General features: G+C 64.3%; 16 protein-coding genes. 4 read left to right on the plus strand and 12 right to left on the minus strand.

Translation table 11 applies throughout. The features are described 5' to 3' along the window. Nucleotides 1–101: 101 nt before the first annotated feature. The 7 genes from SR858_RS13610 to SR858_RS13640 form a co-directional block, all read right to left on the minus strand. A complete protein-coding gene (locus SR858_RS13610) occupies nt 102–1,208 on the minus strand; it encodes a tryptophan 7-halogenase (protein WP_019924333.1) in 1,107 nt (368 codons plus the stop codon). Nucleotide 1,209: 1 nt separating this feature from the next. Further along, the gene (lodA, locus tag SR858_RS13615) at nt 1,210–3,432 is read right to left on the minus strand and encodes a CTQ-dependent lysine 6-oxidase LodA (protein ID WP_019924332.1); all 2,223 of its coding nucleotides are present in this window, start codon (nt 3,430–3,432) and stop codon (nt 1,210–1,212) included. Between the two features lie 19 nt (nt 3,433–3,451). Further along, entirely contained in the window at nt 3,452–3,934 is a 483-nt protein-coding gene (locus SR858_RS13620; RefSeq protein WP_019924331.1) for a DUF2589 domain-containing protein, read from the minus strand. A 5-nt stretch (nt 3,935–3,939) separates the two neighbouring features. Further along, nucleotides 3,940–4,131 carry a hypothetical protein gene (locus tag SR858_RS13625; protein WP_019924330.1) on the minus strand — a complete coding sequence of 64 codons (192 nt, stop codon included), beginning with the start codon at nt 4,129–4,131 and terminating at the stop codon, nt 3,940–3,942. Continuing rightward, the gene (locus tag SR858_RS13630) at nt 4,128–4,769 is read right to left on the minus strand and encodes a DUF2589 domain-containing protein (RefSeq protein ID WP_019924329.1); all 642 of its coding nucleotides are present in this window, start codon (nt 4,767–4,769) and stop codon (nt 4,128–4,130) included. The genes SR858_RS13625 and SR858_RS13630 overlap by 4 nt, the downstream gene beginning before the upstream one ends. A gap of 71 nt (nt 4,770–4,840) precedes the next feature. Continuing rightward, nucleotides 4,841–5,623, minus strand: a complete 783-nt coding sequence (locus SR858_RS13635; RefSeq protein ID WP_019924328.1) for a DUF2589 domain-containing protein — start codon at nt 5,621–5,623, stop codon at nt 4,841–4,843. A 93-nt stretch (nt 5,624–5,716) separates the two neighbouring features. Then, complete coding sequence (locus tag SR858_RS13640) at nt 5,717–6,232, minus strand: lysozyme (protein WP_019924327.1); 516 nt, start codon at nt 6,230–6,232, stop codon at nt 5,717–5,719. A gap of 295 nt (nt 6,233–6,527) precedes the next feature. On the opposite strand from SR858_RS13640, the gene SR858_RS13645 reads away from it, so the two are divergent. Both SR858_RS13645 and SR858_RS13650 read left to right on the plus strand, forming a co-directional pair. Continuing rightward, nucleotides 6,528–8,834 carry a serine/threonine-protein kinase gene (locus tag SR858_RS13645; protein WP_026637742.1) on the plus strand — a complete coding sequence of 769 codons (2,307 nt, stop codon included), beginning with the start codon at nt 6,528–6,530 and terminating at the stop codon, nt 8,832–8,834. Next, entirely contained in the window at nt 8,831–9,442 is a 612-nt protein-coding gene (locus tag SR858_RS13650; RefSeq protein WP_019924326.1) for a hypothetical protein, read from the plus strand. Before SR858_RS13645 ends, SR858_RS13650 begins: the two co-directional genes overlap by 4 nt. Here the strand turns inward: SR858_RS13650 and SR858_RS13655 are convergent. After that, nucleotides 9,439–10,977 (minus strand): sigma 54-interacting transcriptional regulator, encoded by a 1,539-nt coding sequence (locus SR858_RS13655; protein ID WP_019924325.1) that lies wholly within the window; start codon nt 10,975–10,977, stop codon nt 9,439–9,441. The two genes, SR858_RS13650 and SR858_RS13655, sit on opposite strands and share 4 nt — an antisense overlap. Before the next feature lie 177 nt (nt 10,978–11,154). Here SR858_RS13655 and SR858_RS13660 point away from each other — a divergent pair, with 177 nt between their 5' ends. Then, nucleotides 11,155–12,120 (plus strand): DMT family transporter, encoded by a 966-nt coding sequence (locus tag SR858_RS13660; protein WP_084670163.1) that lies wholly within the window; start codon nt 11,155–11,157, stop codon nt 12,118–12,120. Between the two features lie 2 nt (nt 12,121–12,122). Here SR858_RS13660 and SR858_RS13665 read toward each other — a convergent pair whose 3' ends face one another. The 3 genes from SR858_RS13665 to SR858_RS13675 form a co-directional block, all read right to left on the minus strand. Continuing rightward, entirely contained in the window at nt 12,123–12,878 is a 756-nt protein-coding gene (locus tag SR858_RS13665) for an alpha/beta fold hydrolase (protein ID WP_019924322.1), read from the minus strand. 119 nt (nt 12,879–12,997) lie between these two features. Further along, a complete protein-coding gene (locus SR858_RS13670; RefSeq protein ID WP_019924321.1) occupies nt 12,998–13,774 on the minus strand; it encodes an SDR family oxidoreductase in 777 nt (258 codons plus the stop codon). A gap of 112 nt (nt 13,775–13,886) precedes the next feature. Continuing rightward, entirely contained in the window at nt 13,887–15,500 is a 1,614-nt protein-coding gene (locus tag SR858_RS13675) for a GMC family oxidoreductase (protein ID WP_019924320.1), read from the minus strand. Between the two features lie 178 nt (nt 15,501–15,678). On the opposite strand from SR858_RS13675, the gene SR858_RS13680 reads away from it, so the two are divergent. Continuing rightward, nucleotides 15,679–16,770, plus strand: coding sequence for a GAF domain-containing protein (locus SR858_RS13680; RefSeq protein WP_019924318.1), 1,092 nt, complete (start codon nt 15,679–15,681; stop codon nt 16,768–16,770). A gap of 136 nt (nt 16,771–16,906) precedes the next feature. Here SR858_RS13680 and SR858_RS13685 read toward each other — a convergent pair whose 3' ends face one another. Next, a complete protein-coding gene (locus tag SR858_RS13685) occupies nt 16,907–18,919 on the minus strand; it encodes a rhamnogalacturonan lyase (RefSeq protein ID WP_040378161.1) in 2,013 nt (670 codons plus the stop codon). Nucleotides 18,920–18,928: the final 9 nt, after the last annotated feature.

Here is an 18,928-nt window from a genome sequence, read left to right on the forward strand (position 1 = left end):
CGGCAACCACACCGGGGTTATAGTTTTCTCGCATATGTAACATCAGCGACGTGAATACTATAAGTGCCTGAAGCTTTCAATTCACTTTCAGTGCAGCGCAATCAGCGCGTTTGGCGCTTGCTGCGGCGCTGCCAGAACGGCGCGTCCGGCCACCGCTGCTCGGCCGCGTAATAGCCTTGGCGCATGTGCAGATAGGTTTCGAAGTTGTCGAACAGCGAGCGGTTGTATTGGCGGGCCATGCTGGTGTCGCCCAGCAGGGTCGCTTCGGCCACCCGCGCAGCGTGGATGCCGGCGCTCACCGCCTGGCCGATGCCCATCGATGAAATCGGATCGAAACACACGGCCGCATCGCCGGCGGCGGTCCAGTTCTCGCTGTCGGGCAGCGAAGCCACGCGGCTGTGGATGGCGTAGTGGCGCATGGCTGCCGGCGCCGGTAGGCGCGCCATGATCCGGCCCACGTGCGGCGTTGCCAGTCCCTGTGCGCGCCAGTTGTCTGCCTCGTTGAGCGCGAGGCGCTTGAGGATGTCGGTGTCGGTGATGAAGGCTACCGCCACCTTGTCGCCCGGCAGTGGCGTGACGTAATACCAGCCGTGTTCCGTGGTTTCCACCAGCGTCTGTTGCGGCAGGAACGTGGGGGCGCCCAGGTCGTAGTAGCCGTACAGCGCCACCAGGCCATCCTCGGTATGCACGGGGCGCCCGCGCTTTTTGACCACCAGCGCACTCTTGCCGCTGCAATCGACCAGGTAGCGCGCCGACAGGTCGAGCGCCTTGCCGCCGACCAGCAGTTGCAGGCGCCATGCCTCGCCATGCGCAAGCTGAACGACCTCGGCGGGCCGGTACAGCGCCACCCCGGCCCTGGCTGCCTGGTCGAGCAGAATGGTGTCGTAGCGCCTGCGGTCCAGCTGCAAGGTATTGCCCTGGCTGCTGAAAATGGTCTCGCGCATCACCAGGGCACCGCTGCCCCACGCTGCCGCGTGCGAATACGTGGGCAGTTGCGCCCCCGCCAGCGCCGCGCGCGGCACGCCCAGGTAATCGAGCAGCGACAACAGCGATGCCGAGACCGATTCTCCGGCCCGGAAGTCCTCGAACAGGCGCCGCTCGACCAGCGCCACCCGCAGGCGCGTGTAGCGGGACAGCGCCAGCGCGGCAGCAGTGCCGGCGGCACCGCCGCCGATCACCACCACGTCGTAATCAAGCGGCGCATCCATCCTAGTGCCCGTAACGACGACGGCCGGCAGCAACGATTTTCTGCGGCACGTCATGCTGCGACGCCTGCGCCCCGTTGCTGCTTGCCACGCTGGCTTGCAGTGCCTGCAGCTTCTCCTTCGGCGACTGCGGGTCCTCGTCCTTCAGGAACCAGGCGGGCAGATAATTCGAGTCGTCGCCGGTGATGAAGCTGCTGGCATTGCCCACGCCCACGCTGGCCACGACGAATTTATCGTGGTTGCGTTCCTTCTCGACAAAGTACGGGTACAGGCGGCCGGCATCCGCGTCCTTGTTCTGGTTGACCACGAAGCCCAGGTATTGCCATGAGCTGATCATTTGCGAGAAGCTGTTCATGCCACGGCTGTACATCACCTGCATGCCGGCCGGCACGCCAGCTACCAGCTGCTCTTCCCTGGTGGTGGCGCCGCTGATGACGTTCCACGGGCTTTGCGGCGGCCACCAGTACGCGTAGTATGTCGGCGGCACCGGGATCGACGTAGCGGGATTTTTCACCAGGTCCGGGTTGTCGAAATTGATCATCTGCACCGAGCAGTCGTAGAAGTCCGCCTGCCACGGAATTGCCATGCGCTTGGTAAGGTCGCCCGGCTCGCAACCGCTGCCGACGGTCGGGTTGTTCCAGTCGATCGGTTCGCACTCGTCGCGACCGGGCGACAGGCCGTTCTTTTCATAATCGGCATCGGCGCGGTGCAAGATCGCGTACGGACGCTCGTAAATCACCGGGTTGCGCACGCTCCAGGTCACCTCGATGCCGGGGCACATCGGCTCGCCCACGCAGTTGCCGATGGCGGCGCGATCGAGCGCGGCGATGCCGGCAAGCGCCAGGCCCGGCGCGGTGGGAGAAAACTTGCCGGCAGCCCATTGTTGAAGGGCGAAATACTGGGTATCGGTCAGCACCGAGAACTTGCTGATGATGTTGTTGCGGACCGAGTTGGTACCGGAATTGAGCGGCATCAGCGGAATGCCGGCAGCCGGGTCGGACTGCGTATTGCCGCTGAACAACTGGTTGCCCTGCCCGCCCGAGAAGCCCGGTGGCTGCGTCAAAGAAGCCTGCTTGATCTTCGACGGCTTGCGGAAATAGCTGAGGAATTTTTCGCGGTTGGCGCGGTTGTGGTCCGACGCATCGGCCACGTCGAAGGCCGGGCGAATGAACGCGGTCATGGCCGGCACCGTGGCCACCCACTGGTAGTCGCCCATGCGCTCGAGGAACGGCCGGATGTCCTGCTCGAAGTTGACCACGTAGTCTGGGTTCCAGCCGTCGGTGGCCGCCCACCGGGCCGCATCGTAGGCGGCAGGTAACGCACCCTTGAACTTGATCGACAGGTCGGCCACCACGTCGTCCCAGGTCGAGATATTGACCAGTTCGGGCGCGAACTTCGGCGAGCCGATCACTACCCAGGCTTTCAGTTCGACCGGTGCGCTGCCGTCCCTGAAATACACGGTGGCAGTGACCGGGCCGTCCGCGATGTCATCGTTCCAGGTGTCGCCGCCGCCGAAGCCGGTGATGGGATCGATGCCGCCGGCGCGGCCATAGGCGCCGATCACCAGCAGGTTGCCGGCGCTGTCCGTGCGCATTTCGCCGAGCGTGCGCACCGGCAGGCCCTGGGTGACGACATTGGCATCCGGGAACGACACGTGCGGATAATTACCGGCGCCCTGGGCGTCGAAGTGGGCGATTTGCTGCACTCCCGCCAGCACGCGCGGACCCGGATCGACGATCAGCTTCTGGCGGTCGGTGCCGGTAACGGTGGGATTGCGCAAACCGATCCAGTTCTGCTGGCTCAAGCCCCACGCTTCCGGCGTATTGGTCCAGGTTTCGTAGCTGTTGTTCTGGCCGAACATCAGGTCGCCCAGCAGTGGCACGTAGTTCCACCAGGCCGCCTTCTTGTTGGCGACGTGGACTTTCCATTCGATCTTGGCGATGGCCGGATCGTCGAGCGCAATGGCAACGGGCGCCTGGTCAGGCAGGTTGCGGTAGATCTGGAACTTGGCAGCCTGGCGGCGCACGCGACCGAGGCTGTCCTTGAACTGGCTGACGGTGACCGGCTGGTTGTTCTGGAGGACGGGATTGCCGTTGGCGTCGGCTTCGAACGGCAGGCCGCCGGTGGTTTCCGGCGCCAGGTAGAACGAATCGAGGCTGTTACCGACGCGACCGATACCGATGGCCGGGTGGATCGAGTACTGCGCATTGTTACCATTGTTGCTCATGTGTTTTCCTTTGAGTTTATCAAGATATCTGTCGTTTCAAGATCGCTTCATACCCCTCCACCAGCAGGCGCAAACCTTCTGGCGTTTCCTGCGGTGACAGCGTGATGTCGAGGGTGCCGGTCTTGGGCTTCTTTTTGAACAGCCCCCCGTTCTGGCCGCCCGGAAAATTCAACTGCAACTCGCCCCCGACGATTTCCATCTCGAAGCTGGCCGTGAACCTGGCCGTTTCCACCTTGGCCATCGTGAACGGCACCAGGGTGACCAGCGGGACCGCCACTTCCAGGTTCTCGAGCTGGCCGGCCTCGTTCAGGTGCGGATATTCCAGCGTGACCGTGCGCGGCACCAGGGTCTTCTGGTCGCCCGGCTGGCTGCCTGTTGCAGGGTCGGCGGGCACCTCGATGAAATATTTATCGAGGATCTTGGTATTCGCATCCATCAGCGCATCGCTCGCACCGACCAGGGCTGCGTGGATTGCGGCTATGAATGATTTCAGGCTGATCATCGGTGTTACCCCCGTCGTTTCACTTGTTCCAGTTTTTCCATGGCGTTCGCTACCAGAGGCTTGCTTTCCACCGCCAGCCCGATCGCGGCACTGCATTGCGAACAGATGAACTGCACGCCAAGCAGCAACTGGTGGGTATTGAAGGGAATCTTGTTATTGCACACAGGGCACGGGATGGACTGTTCGGAATTGATCATGATTTGTTTGAAATAGTTGGGTTTCTGTTAGCCGACGCGGAAGCGGGAGCGGAAGTGGGAACGGCAACGGGCTGGATGGCCTTGGTGTACAGATCGAGAATGGTCAGCACGCCGGTTGGTAATGGCAGCGGGCTGGCATTCAGGCTCACCTTCAAATTGCTGCGCTGGTCCGCCCCCTTGCCACCTTGCGATGACCGTGCGATTTTTCCATTCAATTTGGCGCGGTGATCGGTTACCTTGTTATCGGTGCCGTTGGCGGCAACAGCCTTCTTCGGTATCGTGGACGTGATTTCCATATCGAAATCGATGCTGACCTTGTCCACTGCCAGCGAGTTGATCGGGATGATGCACAGCAGCGGCATCGAAAAATTGAGCTCCACCATCTTCACCTGGCCCGGCTCGCCATCGTCCGCTGCCTCATCGACCACGCCCCTGGTCATGGACATCACGATCATGATCGGCGCATAAACGTCGTTCTGGTCTTTGGTAAAGCAGTACTCCAGCAGGAACCTGGTTTGCCCGGTCACCATCACCGCGTTGGCTTTCGACGCTGCGACCAGCGGGGCGCTGATCATGGCTTCGATATCGAGTTCCTTGCTGAAGTTGGGTTTGAACGTTTTTTTTCCGGAGTCGGCCATAAGTTCACGCACGGTGGCGAAGTGGGTTAAACAGGCCGGCCCCGGTCAAGGGCCGGCCACAACGGGAGCGCTTACGATTTGGGCGCAGCAGGCGCATCCAGCGTGATCGGCGAGATCGACTGGGTGAACGCCTCGATGATGGTGTTCACGCCCTGCGGCAACGGCAACTGGGCCGCGTGGACCGCCACCGTGTATTTCGCCGAGTTGCTCTTCTGGTAGTGGGTGTTATGCGTCGACGAATCTTTCGAATCGTAACTGGCGCTACCGCGGATGGTGACCGACACCGGCCCCCAGCCCACCTTGGCTTCGAAGCTGCCTTCACCCTTGCTTTCCGACGACTTCTGGTCCGACTGTTCTTCGGAGAAGCTCGAGTTCACTTCCATTTCGAAGTTGATGTCGACCGTGTCCACGGCCAGCGAATTGAGCGGGACGATGGTCAGCAAAGGCAGGTTGAACTGCGTGGTCAGCGACTGCAAGCTGGTGGCGGTGGCGGGTACCACGATGGTTTTTCCGTCGGGGCCCAGCACTGCGGGAGAGCCCGGCGTGACCACGCCACGCGTGAGCGACATCACCACCATGATCGGCGAGTAATTGTTGTACGCCGCCATTGCCGGTTTGCCGACCACTTCCGCCGTCGTCACCACGCCGTGGGCATCGACCACCGCCGGTACGCCTTTGACTTCCGCCGTGGCCGCGACCGGCTGCAGGTTGAAGCAGGTATCGAGCATGAATTTTGTCTGGGTCAGCGCCATGGCGGAGTTGGCCCGGGCGGCGGCATTGAGCGGGCCGCCGATCAGCGCGTCCATCGGCAGTCCGGAGAACTGCTGCGCCATCGATAACAAATTGGAATCCATCTTCTTGTTTCCCTTTTCAGTTTTGGGTTTGCGTTGGTATTTGCATCAGCGGCGCCGTTCCGGACCGGTGCCGCCAGCGCTCTACTGCAAAGGTCATGCCACCGGCAAAAGAAATAAATTTGTCTCCGCCTGGCGGCGCTTGACCAGCCCCGGCATCACCACACCGCCGGCGTGGTCCCACAGCTTGAATTGCTGTGCCGCGCCTGCTACGTCGCCCTGGTTCAACAACTTGAGCAGGGTCGAAGTCGCAAGATTTTCCACGCCGAGGTTGTAGGTAAAACTGACCAGCGCGGCAAACTGGTTGTCGTTGACGGATACCTTGAGCAAACCCTGCACCTCCGCGCAGGTCGCGCTCACATCATCCTGCAACAGGCTGGTGGCGTCGGCCACGCACAGTCCGCCGGGATAGAGCTGATCGGCCTGCGCACCGCATGCCTGGCCCTTGAGCGGCTCGTGGTTGACGGTGATTTCGTGGCCCCAGCCGATGGTCCAGATCTCGATGGGATCGGCATACGGACGGAAGACCTGTGCCGTGGCATCCCAGCCCCCCGCCCCTTCGAATTGCTTGATCAACGCGATACCCGCGTCGTTGCATGCGCGTGCAGCCATAGAACCTCCTGAGAAAAAAACACCGGTAATGGCTGCATATATTCGCAAGCACCGTGCCACCTCCGACTACCGCCCAGCAAGCCATTTATGGCGATTCCAACCCGCGATGCCAGCGCTTTTTTACATGTCAACAACCGCTTTTTACATGTCAAACCGCGCTGAAATAAGTCCGGCGCCAGATGGCAACGCGTAGCGCAATTGTTACAATTAAACATTGACTTCAAGCAATTGCCAATTGATAATCATTAATGCATTTGGCAAGTCTTTCCCTCGCCCCCGGTCACAGGAGTTTGCGATGATTTCGGTAGAAATTTCAGCTGCGGTGTTGGACCGGTTCGGCGACTACGAGCTGCGTGGTAGCCTGGGCGAAGGCGGCTTCGGCCGCGTGTACCGGGCGTGGGACCCGGCGCTGCAACGAACTGTGGCCCTCAAGTGCCTGAAGACGGCCAACCACCACGCCAGCCCCGATACCCTGATCGACGAAGCACGCCGCGCGGCATCGCTGCGGCACCGCGCCTTCGTCAAGATCTTCGCTTTCCAGGAGTGCAACGACATCCAGGGCATCGTGATGGAACTGGTGCCCGGTACCACCCTGAGTGCGCACATCGGCAGCGCGGCGCCCGACGTGGAGTTGGCGCTCGCTATCATCGACCAGGTGGCCGACGCCATGGCCGAAGCGCATGGCGCGGGCCTGATCCACGGCGATCTGAAACCGACCAATCTGATGCTCGAGCCTTCGGGCGCGGTGCGCATCCTCGATTTCGGCCTGGCGCGCAAGGTCGATCCGCTGGCCACCGATCTCACCGCCGGCCAGGACGATGGCGCCACCGTGGCCTATACCGCGCCCGAACGCCTGATGGGCTGCCCGCTCAGCCGCGGCAGCGACATCTATGCACTGGGCGTGGTGCTGTACGAGTTCCTGGTCGGCGAACGGCCGTTCGCCACGCTCAACGGACTGGCCCTGGCCGCCGCCCATGTGCATACCACTTCGGAAAGCTGGCCGTTCCCGGCCAGCACCGACCGTTCGCTGGTCGAACTGGTGCGGCGCATGACGGCGCACGATCCGGCGCGGCGGCTGCCGACAATGGACGCCGTGCGCGAACGCATCGCGGTGCTGCGCAGCGCCGATGGCGCGCCACCGGCAGCGCTGACTTTGCAGCCGGCATTGCAGCCCGCATCGCCGGCGATCACCGAGCCGTCAGCGCCGCAGATGGCGCAGCCGCTGTCTGCCGCCACGTCGCAACTGCTTCCGGCGACCACGGCACATCACGAGCTCGCCCTCGCGCCGGCGCCAGCCGCACCGGTCCGGCCGGTCTGGCAACGTTGGCGCTGGCCGACGGCTGCAATACTGGTGGCTGGCACGGTCGCGGCCACGGTACTGGCCTGGCCATCGCTGCCGCTTGATCGCCTGGGCGTCGCGCTGACGCCCTATTCCGAGGCGCGTGCCATGGAAAGCGGCCTGGAAAAACTGGCCCACGGCGACCGCGATGGTGCGCTGGAGCAAGCGTTACTGAGCTTTAACACCATCCTCGAACGCAATCCGAATCATGCGGGCGCGGCCGCAGGCGCTTCGATCGCCTACAGCCTGCGCTACGTTGGCGACGGCCGCGATGACAACTGGCTGCGCTTTGCCAAAGCCGGCGCGCAGGCCGCGCTCAGGCAGGACGACCACCTGGCGCTGGCGCACGTGGCGCAAGCCTGGTCGCTGGCATTGGGCGGCGACAAGGAAGCGGCACTGGCCGCCGCCGACCGCGCGCTGGCGCTCGATCCCCTCGATCTGCAAGCGCTGAACGCCAAGCTCAATATATTGCTGGACCTGCGACGGTACGAGCCGCTGGGCGCGCTGCTGGAAATGGCCAGGAAAAAGCTGCCGAAGCAACGCATGTTTCCAGACATCGAAGGCACGATGCACTACCGGCGCGGCGACTACGCACGCGCCGAGCAAGCGTTTCGCACCAGCTTGCAACTGGAACCGGACGGCATGCGCGCGTACGCCAACCTCAGCGCAGCACTGATGCGCCAGGACCGCCTTGATGAGGCGCTGCATGTACTGCAACAGGGGCTGCGCGTGCGCCCGAGCGGCGCGCTGTACACCAACCTGGGCAACGCGTTGTTCACGCGCGGCGACTACACCGGGGCGGCGCGCGCTTTCGAACACGCCGTCTCGAGCGCACGTGGCAGTCCCAACGACTACCTGAAATGGGCCAACCTGGCCGATAGCCTGAACTGGATACCAGGCCGTGCGGAAGAAGCGCGCAACGCTTACCAGCGCGCCGCGCGCCTGTTGGCGCCCCTGGTCGAGCGGCATCCCGCCAATGGCGCCTACCTCAGCCGCATGGGCCTGTACGCCGCGCGAGTGAGGGATGCTGCGGCACTGACCTGGATCGACCGCAGCCTGCGCCAGGAACCGGACAGTCCGGATGTGCGCTTCCGCGCCGCCATCGCCAACGAACTCACGGGCCGGCGCGACCAGGCGCTCGCCCATCTCGCCCGTGCCAGGCAATTGGGCTACCCACTCAAGCTGCTCGAGGCGGAGCCCGACCTTATCGCGCTGCGGCGCGATCCCCGTTACACCACCACCATTGAGGAAAAACTACGATGAGCGATACCCCGACCATTCCACAACCACCAGCGCGGCTGATACTTGAAGTCCGCTTCGATGTCGATCAGCAATCCGGCCAGCTGTCCTACCGCCTGCTGCCCGATCCGCTGTTCCCGCCGGAACCCGATCCCAACCCGCGCCGTGGCGGCTACGCCAACGCACTGTATTTCAAAGCTGGGGAGCAGGTCACGGTACAGGTGGTCGGCGGCGGCGACAAGGTCGATAAAAAACCTGGTTTCGTGTCGTTCCAGATCCTCGATTGCACCATCATCACCAAGCCGCAAGTGGTGCGCCGCGACAAGGGCGTGCGCACCGAGTACGCGCCCCCATCGCCGTTCTCGCAAGCGCTGAGCGCGAGCTACCCGCTGGCGCTGGACTTCTCGACCCACATCACCGTCGACGAAGAGAATTACTTCGAGCTGACGCAGAACTGGAAACAAACGCTCGACGTTGCTTACAGCCCGGGCCTGTGGGAACTGTCCATGGTACTGACCGTACGCATCGTGCGCGGCGTCGGCGAAGTCGATGAAGTGCGGGTGTTCAGTTTCGATCCCGAGGCCGAGGTCGGCGGCGTCGGCACCATGCCAACGCTGCCCCGCTTCCCCTAAGCGAGCAGCCCTACCCCGCGCAGGTGCCGCCTCAATGCTTCACTCGGCGTTTTCAGCATCTGCGCGCACAGCACCACGTCGTCGCCGCAGGCGCCGACCGCGCTTTGCAGTTCGGCCAGCGGAATCGCCACCGCCGGGCGAATGTCCGGATGATCGTCGATCAACTTGTACATGGACGGCCGCGACACGCCCAGCGCCAGCGCCGCCGCGCCCACCTGCCAGCCATTATCTTCCAGCGCAGCGAGTACGGCATCGTGATCGAGCTCGGACAGCTTGGCGCGCCGCGTGACCTTGCGCACCGCATCGTCGGGCGCTACGCCACCGACTGGCAGACGCCCGGCGACATTCGAAGGCTGTGGCGGCTGCTCCACTTCCGGCACCAATACCTCGAACGCGGGGGCAGGCCCGTCCACGGCCGCAATCAGCGCCCGCCGCACCACCATCGCCAGTTGGCGCACATTGCCGGGCCAATCGTAGCGGCACAGCGCGTCGATCAGCGTGGTCGGCAGCTCCGCCGGCGCGTTGCCGGCGTTTTCCCACTGCATGATGAAGTGGCGGATCAGCAGGCCGATATCTTCGCGCCGCGCCCGCAACGGCGGCAGGTGGATCACGAACCCCTCGAGGCGGCGCAACAGCGCCTGGTTGTATCCGTGTCCGAGGTCCTGGTCGGTGGCGGCGATCACGCGCGCACCGCTCCTGACGTCGGCAGCGGCGCCCAGCGGCCGGTAGGTGCCGGTTTCCAGCACCCGCAGCAGCATCGGCTGGACCGTGCCGGGGGTGTCGCCAATTTCGTCCAGGAACAGGCTGCCGTCGCCCGCTTCGGCAAACCAGCCGCGCCGCGCGCTGTCGGCGCCGGTATAGGCGCCCTTGACAGCGCCGAACATGTCGGCTGCGGCCAGCGTCTCGCTCAAGGTGGCCATGTTGACCGCCACCAGCGGGCGGTCGCGGCGCGGACTGCCGGCGTGGATGGCTTGCGCCACCAGTTCCTTGCCGGTACCGGTTTCACCGAGCAGCAGTACGGGCAGCAAGGTGCCGGCCGCCTGCCGGATCGATTCGTGCAGGCGCAGCACCGCGCCGCTCACGCCGAGCAAGGTCTTGCTGCTGTTCAGGCGTGGCAACTGGTCGCTCCAGTGCATGCACAGCAAAACGCAGCCGCCGAGGGCCAGCACCACGCCGCGTTCGACCGCCGCCATTGAAAGCGTGGCCCCGCCCGCCAGCGTCTCGCCATCGACACCGATGCTCATGCGGCTTTGCGGCGTGACGATGGTGACCTGGTCGGCGGCGTCGCGCAGCAGCATGACGGGATCACGGGCGATGCGGCGGTCGCCCAGGCCCAGCGGCGTGCCGCCGGGACGGCCGAACAGCGGCGCGAAACGGTTGAGGGCGATCTGGCGCGAACCCGGACTGGCAAACGCCTGCTCGCCCACGCGCGCCAGCTCCGGGTGCCACAGCACCGTGAACGTCAGCATGCGCTGCGCACTGCCCGTCAGCGACGACAGCAGCGAGGTGAGAGTGTGTTCCGCGTCCTGGTCCATCAGCGCCCTGCCCTTATTTGTCGAGTGGCGTTATCTTAACGGAGTTCTGGGCGGAATGGACTTGGGGCCATGCTGGAATTGTCGGGCTTGAACCAGCGATAGCAGGCCGACCAGATACGGAACAAGCGAATCTAACGTATCATCGCACGCTTTCGTCACCGTTCAACAAGCAATCGAATGAGCAAAGCAGCATCACCGTACGGCCCACAGTTTTTCTCCAACCCGGCAATGGTGCTGGCTCTGGCTACCCTCTGCTGCATCTTGTGGGGCAGTTCCTTCCCGGCGATCAAGAGCGGATACGACATGCTCGGCATCGCCCGGCACGACGTGCCATCCAAGCTCATTTTTGCCGGCTATCGCTTCCTGCTCGCCGGCGTGGTCCTGCTGGTGCTAGCAGTGTGCATGCGCAAACCCGTGCTGCGGCTGGACCGGCGCCAGTTCGGCCAGCTGGCCGCCCTCGGCATCGCGCAAACCGGACTGCAATATGTGTTCTTCTACATCGGTCTCGCTTACACGACCGGGGTGCGCGCATCGATTCTGAATGCAACCACGACCTTCTTCAGCGTGCTGCTCGCGCACTTTGTGTACCGGAACGACAAGCTGTCGCCGCGCAAGAGCGTGGGTTGCCTGCTGGGCTTTGCCGGCGTGCTGGCGGTCAATGCCGGCGGCGGTCCGCTGACAGCGCCGCCGTCGCTGCTCGGCGAGGGCTTCATTGTCATTGCCGCGTTCGTGCTGTCGGCAGCGTCGATCTACGGCAAATATGTTTCCAACCACATGGATGCGATGGTGATGACCGGCTGGCAACTGGCCATCGGCGGCCTGGCCTTGCTGGTGGGCGGCTACGTGACCGGCGGCACCGTCGGCGCCATGACGCCGGCATCGACCGCGCTGCTGGTGTACCTGGCGCTACTGTCCGCCGTGGCGTTTACCGTGTGGAGCCTGCTCCTTAAATACAACCCGGTGGGCAAAATCAGCGTCTTTGCCTTCCTGGTTCCCGTCTTCGGCTCCGCCCTGTCGGCCCTGTTCCTCAACGAAACCATCCTCGAGTGGAAAAACCTGGCCGCCTTGCTGCTGGTGTGCGGCGGCATATGGCTGGTCACGCGAACACCGGCGCCGCCCGTGGCCGCGTCTACCGCCAGTTAGCATTACCGCCGCGCAGCCGCAATGATCACGTCCGCCACCTTGGCCGGTTGCGACACCATCGGCACGTGGCTGGTCGGCAGCGTGGTGGTGACTGCGTTGATTTTTTTGGCGAACGCCTGCTGCAATTCCGGCGCGATCATGCGGTCCTGGTCGGCCACGATGTAGTAGTTGGCCTTGTTCTTCCAGGCTGCCACGGTGGTAGTGTCGGCAAAGGCCTTGGCGGCAATCGGGCCCTGGGTGGCGGCGATCGTGCGGGCGGTGGCGGCCGGCACGTCCTGGGCAAAGTTTTTCGCCACCGAGTCGGCCGGCAGCCACAGGTAGCCGGTGGCGTCCTGTTGCAGGGTTGGCACGCCAGGCGGCACGGCGTAGTCCTTGCCCAGGTTGCCGCTGGCCTCCCCTTCCGATGGCGCAAATGCCGCCACATAGACCAGCGCCTTGATCTTGTCGCTGGTACCCGCTTCCGTGATCACGGTGCCGCCCCACGAGTGGCCGACCAATACCACCTTGCCGGTTTGCGCATCGACCACGCGCTTGGTGGCAGCGACATCGTCAGCCAGCGAGCTGAGCGGATTTTGCACGGCCACCACCTTGTAACCCTTGGCGTGCAGCAGGGGAATCACCTTGTCCCAGCTGGAGCCATCGGCAAAGGCGCCATGCACCAGCACGATGGTAGTGTCGGCAGCGGCGGCGGGTACATCGGCAGCGTTGGCGAAGGCGGTGGTGGCAAACAGGGCGGCGGCGATCAGCGAGCGTTTCATGATGGTGTTCCTTCAGGTAAGAGTGAAGTAGGGATGAATTAAGTAGTGCGCTATGTATTTATAATAGTGCGCAATTTAATAGTGCACAAGTTATTTTTAATTTATTTTGCGTGGCTCGCTTAAACGGTGGGGACGGTGCCGCCGTCGATCACGTGCTCGGCGCCATGGATAGCCGCAGCGCGGTCCGAGGCGAGGAACGCCACCAGTTCGGCCACCTCTTCCGGCTTGCCGGGGCGGCCGATCGGAATTCCGCCCAGCGACGTCATCACGCGCTGGCGCGACTCTTCCTCGCTGACCTGGTCGTGCTCGGCCAGCCGGCGGATGAACGTCTGCGCGGCCGCGGTCTCGATGAAGCCTGGCGAGACGGTGTTGATACGGACGCCGCGCGGGCCGAATTCCTTCGACAAGCCCTTGCTGTAAGTGCTGAGCGCTGCCTTGGCGGCAGCGTACGCCAGCGTGGAGTCGTAAAGCGGCAGCATGCGCTGGATCGACGAGATATGGATGATCACGCCGTAGTGCTGCGCCACCATCGCCGGCAACAGCGCGCGGTCGAGCCGCACTGCCGCCAGCAGGTTGTCGTTGAGCGCCTGCTGCCAGGCATCGTCATCGAGCGCCAGCGCGCCGCCCCCGGGCGCACCGGAACCACCGACGTTGTTGATCAGGATATCGACGCCACCGAGCAGGCGCTGCGCCTGCTCGATGACGGTGGCGATGCCTTCCCGGGTACCGGTATCGGCCTGGATCAGGTGCACGCCGGCCGGCAGGTGCGGCGCGGGGGAGCGGGCCGTGGTGGCGATGGCGGCGCCCCGCTCGTGCATCAATGCCAGGGTGGCCGCACCCATACCCTTGGTGCCGCCGGTGATCAAAACGCGTTTGCCTGCGAAGTCGGTGTTCATGCTGTTTTCCTTGACGTTGAAAGAGAACCGTCATCGTAGGCGTGCCGACTGCATGGCGAAACAGTGGTTGATCACTGCTCTTTCAACTTCAAGTTGATAATCAGGCCGAGTTTCAAATGCCGTAATCTGCCTTGATGAGATCGGCCGCACGCTCGCCGATCACCACGCAGGGCGCCATGGTGTTACCGGTTGTAATGCGCGGCATGATCGAGGCGTCGGCAATGCGCAGGCGGGCAATCCCATACACCTGCAGGTCGGCGTTCACCACCGACAGTTCGTCGCGCCCCATCTTGGCGGTGCACGACTGGTGCCAGTAGGTGACGGCGCTGTTGCGCAGCCAGTTTTCCATGTCTTGCGGCGCCAGTTGGCCGGGCATGGATTCGCGCTCGACCAGCGGCCGGAACGCGGCGGCATTGCCCAGTTCGCGGCACATTTCCACCGAACGCAGCGCTGCCTTCACATCATCGGGGTCACCCAGCGTGTTGGCGTGGATGACGGCGGTGTCGGTCGGCTGCCGACCGGACAGCAGCACCTGCCCCCGGCTTTTCGGATGGGCCAGGCCGGCAAACATGGTCCAGCCGTGCTGCGGCACGTGCGGGCCGGCGTTTTCCGCGCTGGGCACCGGGAATTCGACCTGGCAGTGCAGCATGTCGGGCGCATCGAGCGCGGCATCGCTTTTCCAGTACAGCGTGGCTTCCGACCCGCCGTTGCCCACTTCCTGCGGCGCCTTGTATTCCCAGATGCAGCCGAACGACACGTGGTCCTGGTGGTTCTGCCCTACCCCCGCCAGGTGCTGGCGCACCGGAATACCATGGCGCCGCAGTTCCTGCTCGGGCCCGATCCCGGACTGCATCAGCAGCTTGGGCGTGTTGACCGCGCCCAGCGACAGCACCACCTCGCGCGCGGCGCCGAACAAGCGCGGTTCGCCATCGAGCAGCACTTCCACCCCGGTCACCCGGTTGTTCTCGAACGTGAGCCGCGACACCAGCGCGCCGGTCAGCACGGTGAGGTTGGGCTGCGCCATGCGCGGATAGGTGTAGGAGCGGAACACCGACAGCCGCTTGCCATCGCGGATGCGCAGGTCGTTGATGGCTGCGCCGCCATGGCCTTCCATCATGGCGCCATTGGGGCTGTCGAAGGTGGGCACGCCCAGCGAACGCGCGGCGTCGAGCATCACGGTGGCGGCCGGCTTGGGCTGGTGCGCCGGGGCCACGTACACCGGGCCGCCAGTGCCCCGGCGCTCGGGATCGGCCGGGCCGTGCCAGTCTTCGATGCGCTGGTAAATCTTGAGCACGGACGCGTAGTTCCACGCAGCGTCTCCCGCTTCGGCAGCAAAATAATCCCAGTCAGCGCGGTGGCCGCGCGCCCACAGCATGACGTTGATGCTGGACCCGCCGCCCAGCACCTTGCCCATGTTCATCGGAATCGCGCGGCCGTTCAGGTGGCGGTTCGGTTGCGCGACAAAACCCCAGTCGCGCTCGGTGTTCAGATTGAGCGGCCATTGCGCCGGTTCAATCACGCTGGCCACTTCGTCGTCGCCGCCGGCCTCCAGCAGCAGCACGCGTACTTCGGGATTTTCGGCCAGGCGCGCGGCCACCACCGAGCCCGAGGAACCGGCGCCGCAAACGATGAAGTCATAACTGGCTGCGAGGGCGCCACGCAGCGCAGCCTGGTTGGCGCGGACGGCAGCCGCGAAATCGTGTTGATTGAGTTGAATGTTGTTCATTGTCGAGGAACTGGTTGAGTAGTTGAAACGCCGTCGAATGCGTGGACGACGCGCATTTACGCATTTCTATTTTTGCGTATATTGCCGATTATACCGATTTTGCCGATTTAGGCGAGTTGTTTCTCATGTTTCGGATGGATGAGTCGGACCGGCATTGGCGTGCGCTATACTTACGGCAATGAAAAGTTCGCTCAGCAAAAGTTCCATCATCACCACGGCGCAGGCGGCCAAAATCCTCGGCGTTTCGCCGCGTACGGCCCAGCTATGGACGGAAAGTGGCGTAATCCCGACGTGGAAAACGCCGGGCGGGCACCGCCGCATGTTCGAGGAGGACGTGGTCGCCGTCCTGCACCGCAGCGACGACATCGTGGTCAAGCCGCGTCGGGTGCTGGTGCTGGCGCCAAGTGGGCGTCACAGCGCCTGGTCGCACGCGCTGGCCACGCTGGACGTCACCGACGTCAGCCTGGCCGCCGATCCGGTCACCGCTGCCGTCATGCTCGGCGCCACCGTGCCGGATGTGCTGATCATCGAGGCGCAAGACCTGCACGCGCTGCCAGACAATTTTCTTGCGACGCTGCGCGGTATCGCCCTGTTGAGCCGGCTGCAAATCGTGATCGCGTCGGCCGCACCGCAAGCAGCGCCCGACTTTCCAGCCACGGTCATCCACCTGCAACCGGCCACCGACAATCTGGGCGAAGAACTGACGCGACATACGCAACTGCAACCGTTGCGGGTGCAACCGCTGCCGGCCGCGCTGCGCGAGGCGCCCTTCCCGGTCGCCGCCAACGAACCACGCCGGCTGCTGGCCGTGCACCGCTCCGGCCTGCTCGACAGCGCCAGCGAGGCAGCGCTGGACCACCTGACGCAGATTGCCGCATTGAGCCTTGGTGCGCCGGTCGCACTGATTACCGTGCTGAACGAAGACCGCCAGTGGTTCAAATCGAAGGTGGGGCTGGAGATGCCAGACACGCCGCGCAGCTGGGCGTTCTGTAATTACACGGTGCTGGAATCGGGCTTCCAGGAGTTCCCGGACTTGCAGGCCGATCCGCGCTTTGCCAACAACCCGGCCGTCAAAGGTGCGCCGCATTTCCGCTTTTATGCCGGCACGCCGGTCACCGACGACCAGGGCTATGCGCTCGGTTCACTGTGCGTGATCGATACCGAGCCGCGCCAGCTGGACGCCGCGCAAAAGGAAATCCTGGCGCGACTGGCCAGCCTGGTCACGGCTGAAATCGCGCGCGGTAGCCGGGGACAGACGGGCCGTCGATAGCCCGTCCGCAGGTGGTTTCGCAACTTTGCGCGCGTCGCGATCCGAGGCGCCGCAGTCGCGCTTTGTAGCCGCCGCGGCTGCCAGCGCGGGCCCGCCTGCAGATAAAGCTGACCCGTACGTGCGCGGGGCAGCGTTCTTATTGTGCGGCCTTGCGCACCACGATATCCGGTGCCGGCGGCGTCTGCATTTCGTGGCCGATAAAGTAGCTCGGGTACGGCGGCTGGTTGTACGCCGTGTTTTGCCACGCCACGGCCACGCGGTATTGCGGGTCGTGCATCAAGGTCACCAGCCGCCGTTCGGTCGGATACGGCGTGGTGTAGATGCGCAGGAATTTCTCGTCGGGCGTATGCAGGATCACTTCCTCGCGCCAGTCGCCGAAAAGGTCCGCTGACAGGGTCGGGATATTCTTGGTGCCGCCAGTCTGCGTCGCGCCGGTCGCTTCCAGCAGGTTGTGCGACTTGCCGGTGAGCCAGTCCCACTTGGTGATGCGGTTCTTGTCGAACAGCTCGCGCAGGTCGTCGCCGTCCCACCACATCACGAAGCTCAGCTCGCGCGGGTGCTTGACACCTTCGATCGGCTTGCCCTGCGCCGTGTACAGGATGTCGCTGTTGCTGGCCCATGCCTCGGAACCTGGGAAGCGCGGATCGATGTCGGCAGTGACGGCGCGGCCCGTATCCTTGTCCGCCCTGGTGCTCCACAGGATTGCGCCGGTGCGCGCGTCCAGCATGGCCGAACCGATGCCGCCGTTGTGCTTGATCTCTTCGTGGGCGCCGAATTTTTCCAGTCCCGGACGGGCGGGATCGAGGTCGCTCACGGCCATCGCATCGCCATGCTTGAGGCCGGAACTCCACAGGCCCTTGCCGTTGTCGTCGATTGCCATCGAGCCGTAGATGATTTCATCCCTGCCGTCGCCATCGACGTCCGCCACGCTCAACTGGTGGTTGCCCTGACCGCCGAATTTTTCGTTACCCGGCTGGGCGCTGTCGAAGGTCCAGCGGCGGGTCAGCTTGCCGTCGCGCCAGTCCCAGGCGGCAAGCGTGCTGCGGCCGTAGTAGCCGCGCGCCATGACGATGCTGGGGCGCTGGCCATCGAGGTACGCGGTGCCGGCCAGGAAACGGTCGGAGCGGTTGCCGTAGCCGTCGCCCCAGGTGTCCTTGAACTGGGCTGCAGTCGGCGCATCGGTTTCAGGATGGCGTGCCGGCCAGTACGGTTCGCTGGCCAGCGCGCGGCCGGTGCGGCCGTCGAAGATGGTGAGAAATTCCGGGCCTTTCAGGATACGGCCCTGCAGCGGCGCCACCATGGTGCCGTCGGCCAGTACCTTGCCGCCGGTGCGGTCGGTCGACGGCACTTCGCCGCCCTTTTCGCGCCAGTCGGCATGGGCGTCGCCGAGCACCTTGCCGGTCCCGTCGATGGTGCCGTCGCTGGTGCGCACGGCCAGTTCGGCGACGCCGTCGCCGTCGTAGTCGTACACCTGGAATTGCGTGTAGTGGGCGCCGGCGCGGATGTTTTTTCCGAGATTGATGCGCCACAGGCGCTTGCCGTCCAGCGTGTAAGCGTCGAGGTACGCGGGGCCGGTGTAGCCATCGAAGGCATTATCCCTGGCGTTGGACGCATACGTGACCTTGGCGTCGGCGCTGTTGACCGGGTCCCATTTCAGGATGATTTCGTAGCGGCCGTCGCCGTCGAGGTCGGCCACGCTGGCTTCGTGCGCGGTGTAGTGATAAGCCTCGCCGCTGGGCGTGACGCCAGCCGGCGGTTGCTCGATCGGCACGCTCAGGTAGCCTTCGTTCCACACGATGGCCGGCTTGCTGGCGCCCACGTCCTTGCCCCGCACGACGGCATGCACCGCGTAGATCGATTGCGGCGTGCCTGCCTGGTCGACATAATTGGTGCCGCCGGTCAGCGGCCTGGCCGTGATCTTCTTGCCGTCGCGGTACACGTCGAATGCGGTGGCCTGGGCGTCGTTGCCCAGCAAGCGCCAGGTCACGAGGTTGCCGCCCTCCCTGGCCGGTACCGCCACTGCGCCGCGGTCCAGCGCTTCCATCCAGCGCGGCGCGGCATGCGCGCCGGCCGCCAGCGTCCACAGTGCCGCAGCGCCCAGTGCTGCCCACGCTACGCGGCGCCGTGCCGCATGATTCATCGTCATCATCTTGTACAA

It is taken from the genome of Duganella zoogloeoides (genome assembly GCF_034479515.1).
Taxonomy (GTDB): Bacteria; Pseudomonadota; Gammaproteobacteria; order Burkholderiales; family Burkholderiaceae_D; genus Rugamonas; species Rugamonas zoogloeoides.

What these genes read in the sequence shown, in the direction of transcription:
- SR858_RS13610 (WP_019924333.1), bottom strand. Translation starts at nt 1,208, where the DNA reads ATGGATGCGCCGCTTGATTACGACGTGGTGGTGATCGGCGGCGGTGCC.
- lodA (WP_019924332.1), bottom strand. Translation starts at nt 3,432, where the DNA reads ATGAGCAACAATGGTAACAATGCGCAGTACTCGATCCACCCGGCCATC.
- SR858_RS13620 (WP_019924331.1), bottom strand. Translation starts at nt 3,934, where the DNA reads ATGATCAGCCTGAAATCATTCATAGCCGCAATCCACGCAGCCCTGGTC.
- SR858_RS13625 (WP_019924330.1), bottom strand. Translation starts at nt 4,131, where the DNA reads ATGATCAATTCCGAACAGTCCATCCCGTGCCCTGTGTGCAATAACAAG.
- SR858_RS13630 (WP_019924329.1), bottom strand. Translation starts at nt 4,769, where the DNA reads ATGGCCGACTCCGGAAAAAAAACGTTCAAACCCAACTTCAGCAAGGAA.
- SR858_RS13635 (WP_019924328.1), bottom strand. Translation starts at nt 5,623, where the DNA reads ATGGATTCCAATTTGTTATCGATGGCGCAGCAGTTCTCCGGACTGCCG.
- SR858_RS13640 (WP_019924327.1), bottom strand. Translation starts at nt 6,232, where the DNA reads ATGGCTGCACGCGCATGCAACGACGCGGGTATCGCGTTGATCAAGCAA.
- SR858_RS13645 (WP_026637742.1), top strand. Translation starts at nt 6,528, where the DNA reads ATGATTTCGGTAGAAATTTCAGCTGCGGTGTTGGACCGGTTCGGCGAC.
- SR858_RS13650 (WP_019924326.1), top strand. Translation starts at nt 8,831, where the DNA reads ATGAGCGATACCCCGACCATTCCACAACCACCAGCGCGGCTGATACTT.
- SR858_RS13655 (WP_019924325.1), bottom strand. Translation starts at nt 10,977, where the DNA reads ATGGACCAGGACGCGGAACACACTCTCACCTCGCTGCTGTCGTCGCTG.
- SR858_RS13660 (WP_084670163.1), top strand. Translation starts at nt 11,155, where the DNA reads ATGAGCAAAGCAGCATCACCGTACGGCCCACAGTTTTTCTCCAACCCG.
- SR858_RS13665 (WP_019924322.1), bottom strand. Translation starts at nt 12,878, where the DNA reads ATGAAACGCTCGCTGATCGCCGCCGCCCTGTTTGCCACCACCGCCTTC.
- SR858_RS13670 (WP_019924321.1), bottom strand. Translation starts at nt 13,774, where the DNA reads ATGAACACCGACTTCGCAGGCAAACGCGTTTTGATCACCGGCGGCACC.
- SR858_RS13675 (WP_019924320.1), bottom strand. Translation starts at nt 15,500, where the DNA reads ATGAACAACATTCAACTCAATCAACACGATTTCGCGGCTGCCGTCCGC.
- SR858_RS13680 (WP_019924318.1), top strand. Translation starts at nt 15,679, where the DNA reads ATGAAAAGTTCGCTCAGCAAAAGTTCCATCATCACCACGGCGCAGGCG.
- SR858_RS13685 (WP_040378161.1), bottom strand. Translation starts at nt 18,919, where the DNA reads ATGATGACGATGAATCATGCGGCACGGCGCCGCGTAGCGTGGGCAGCA.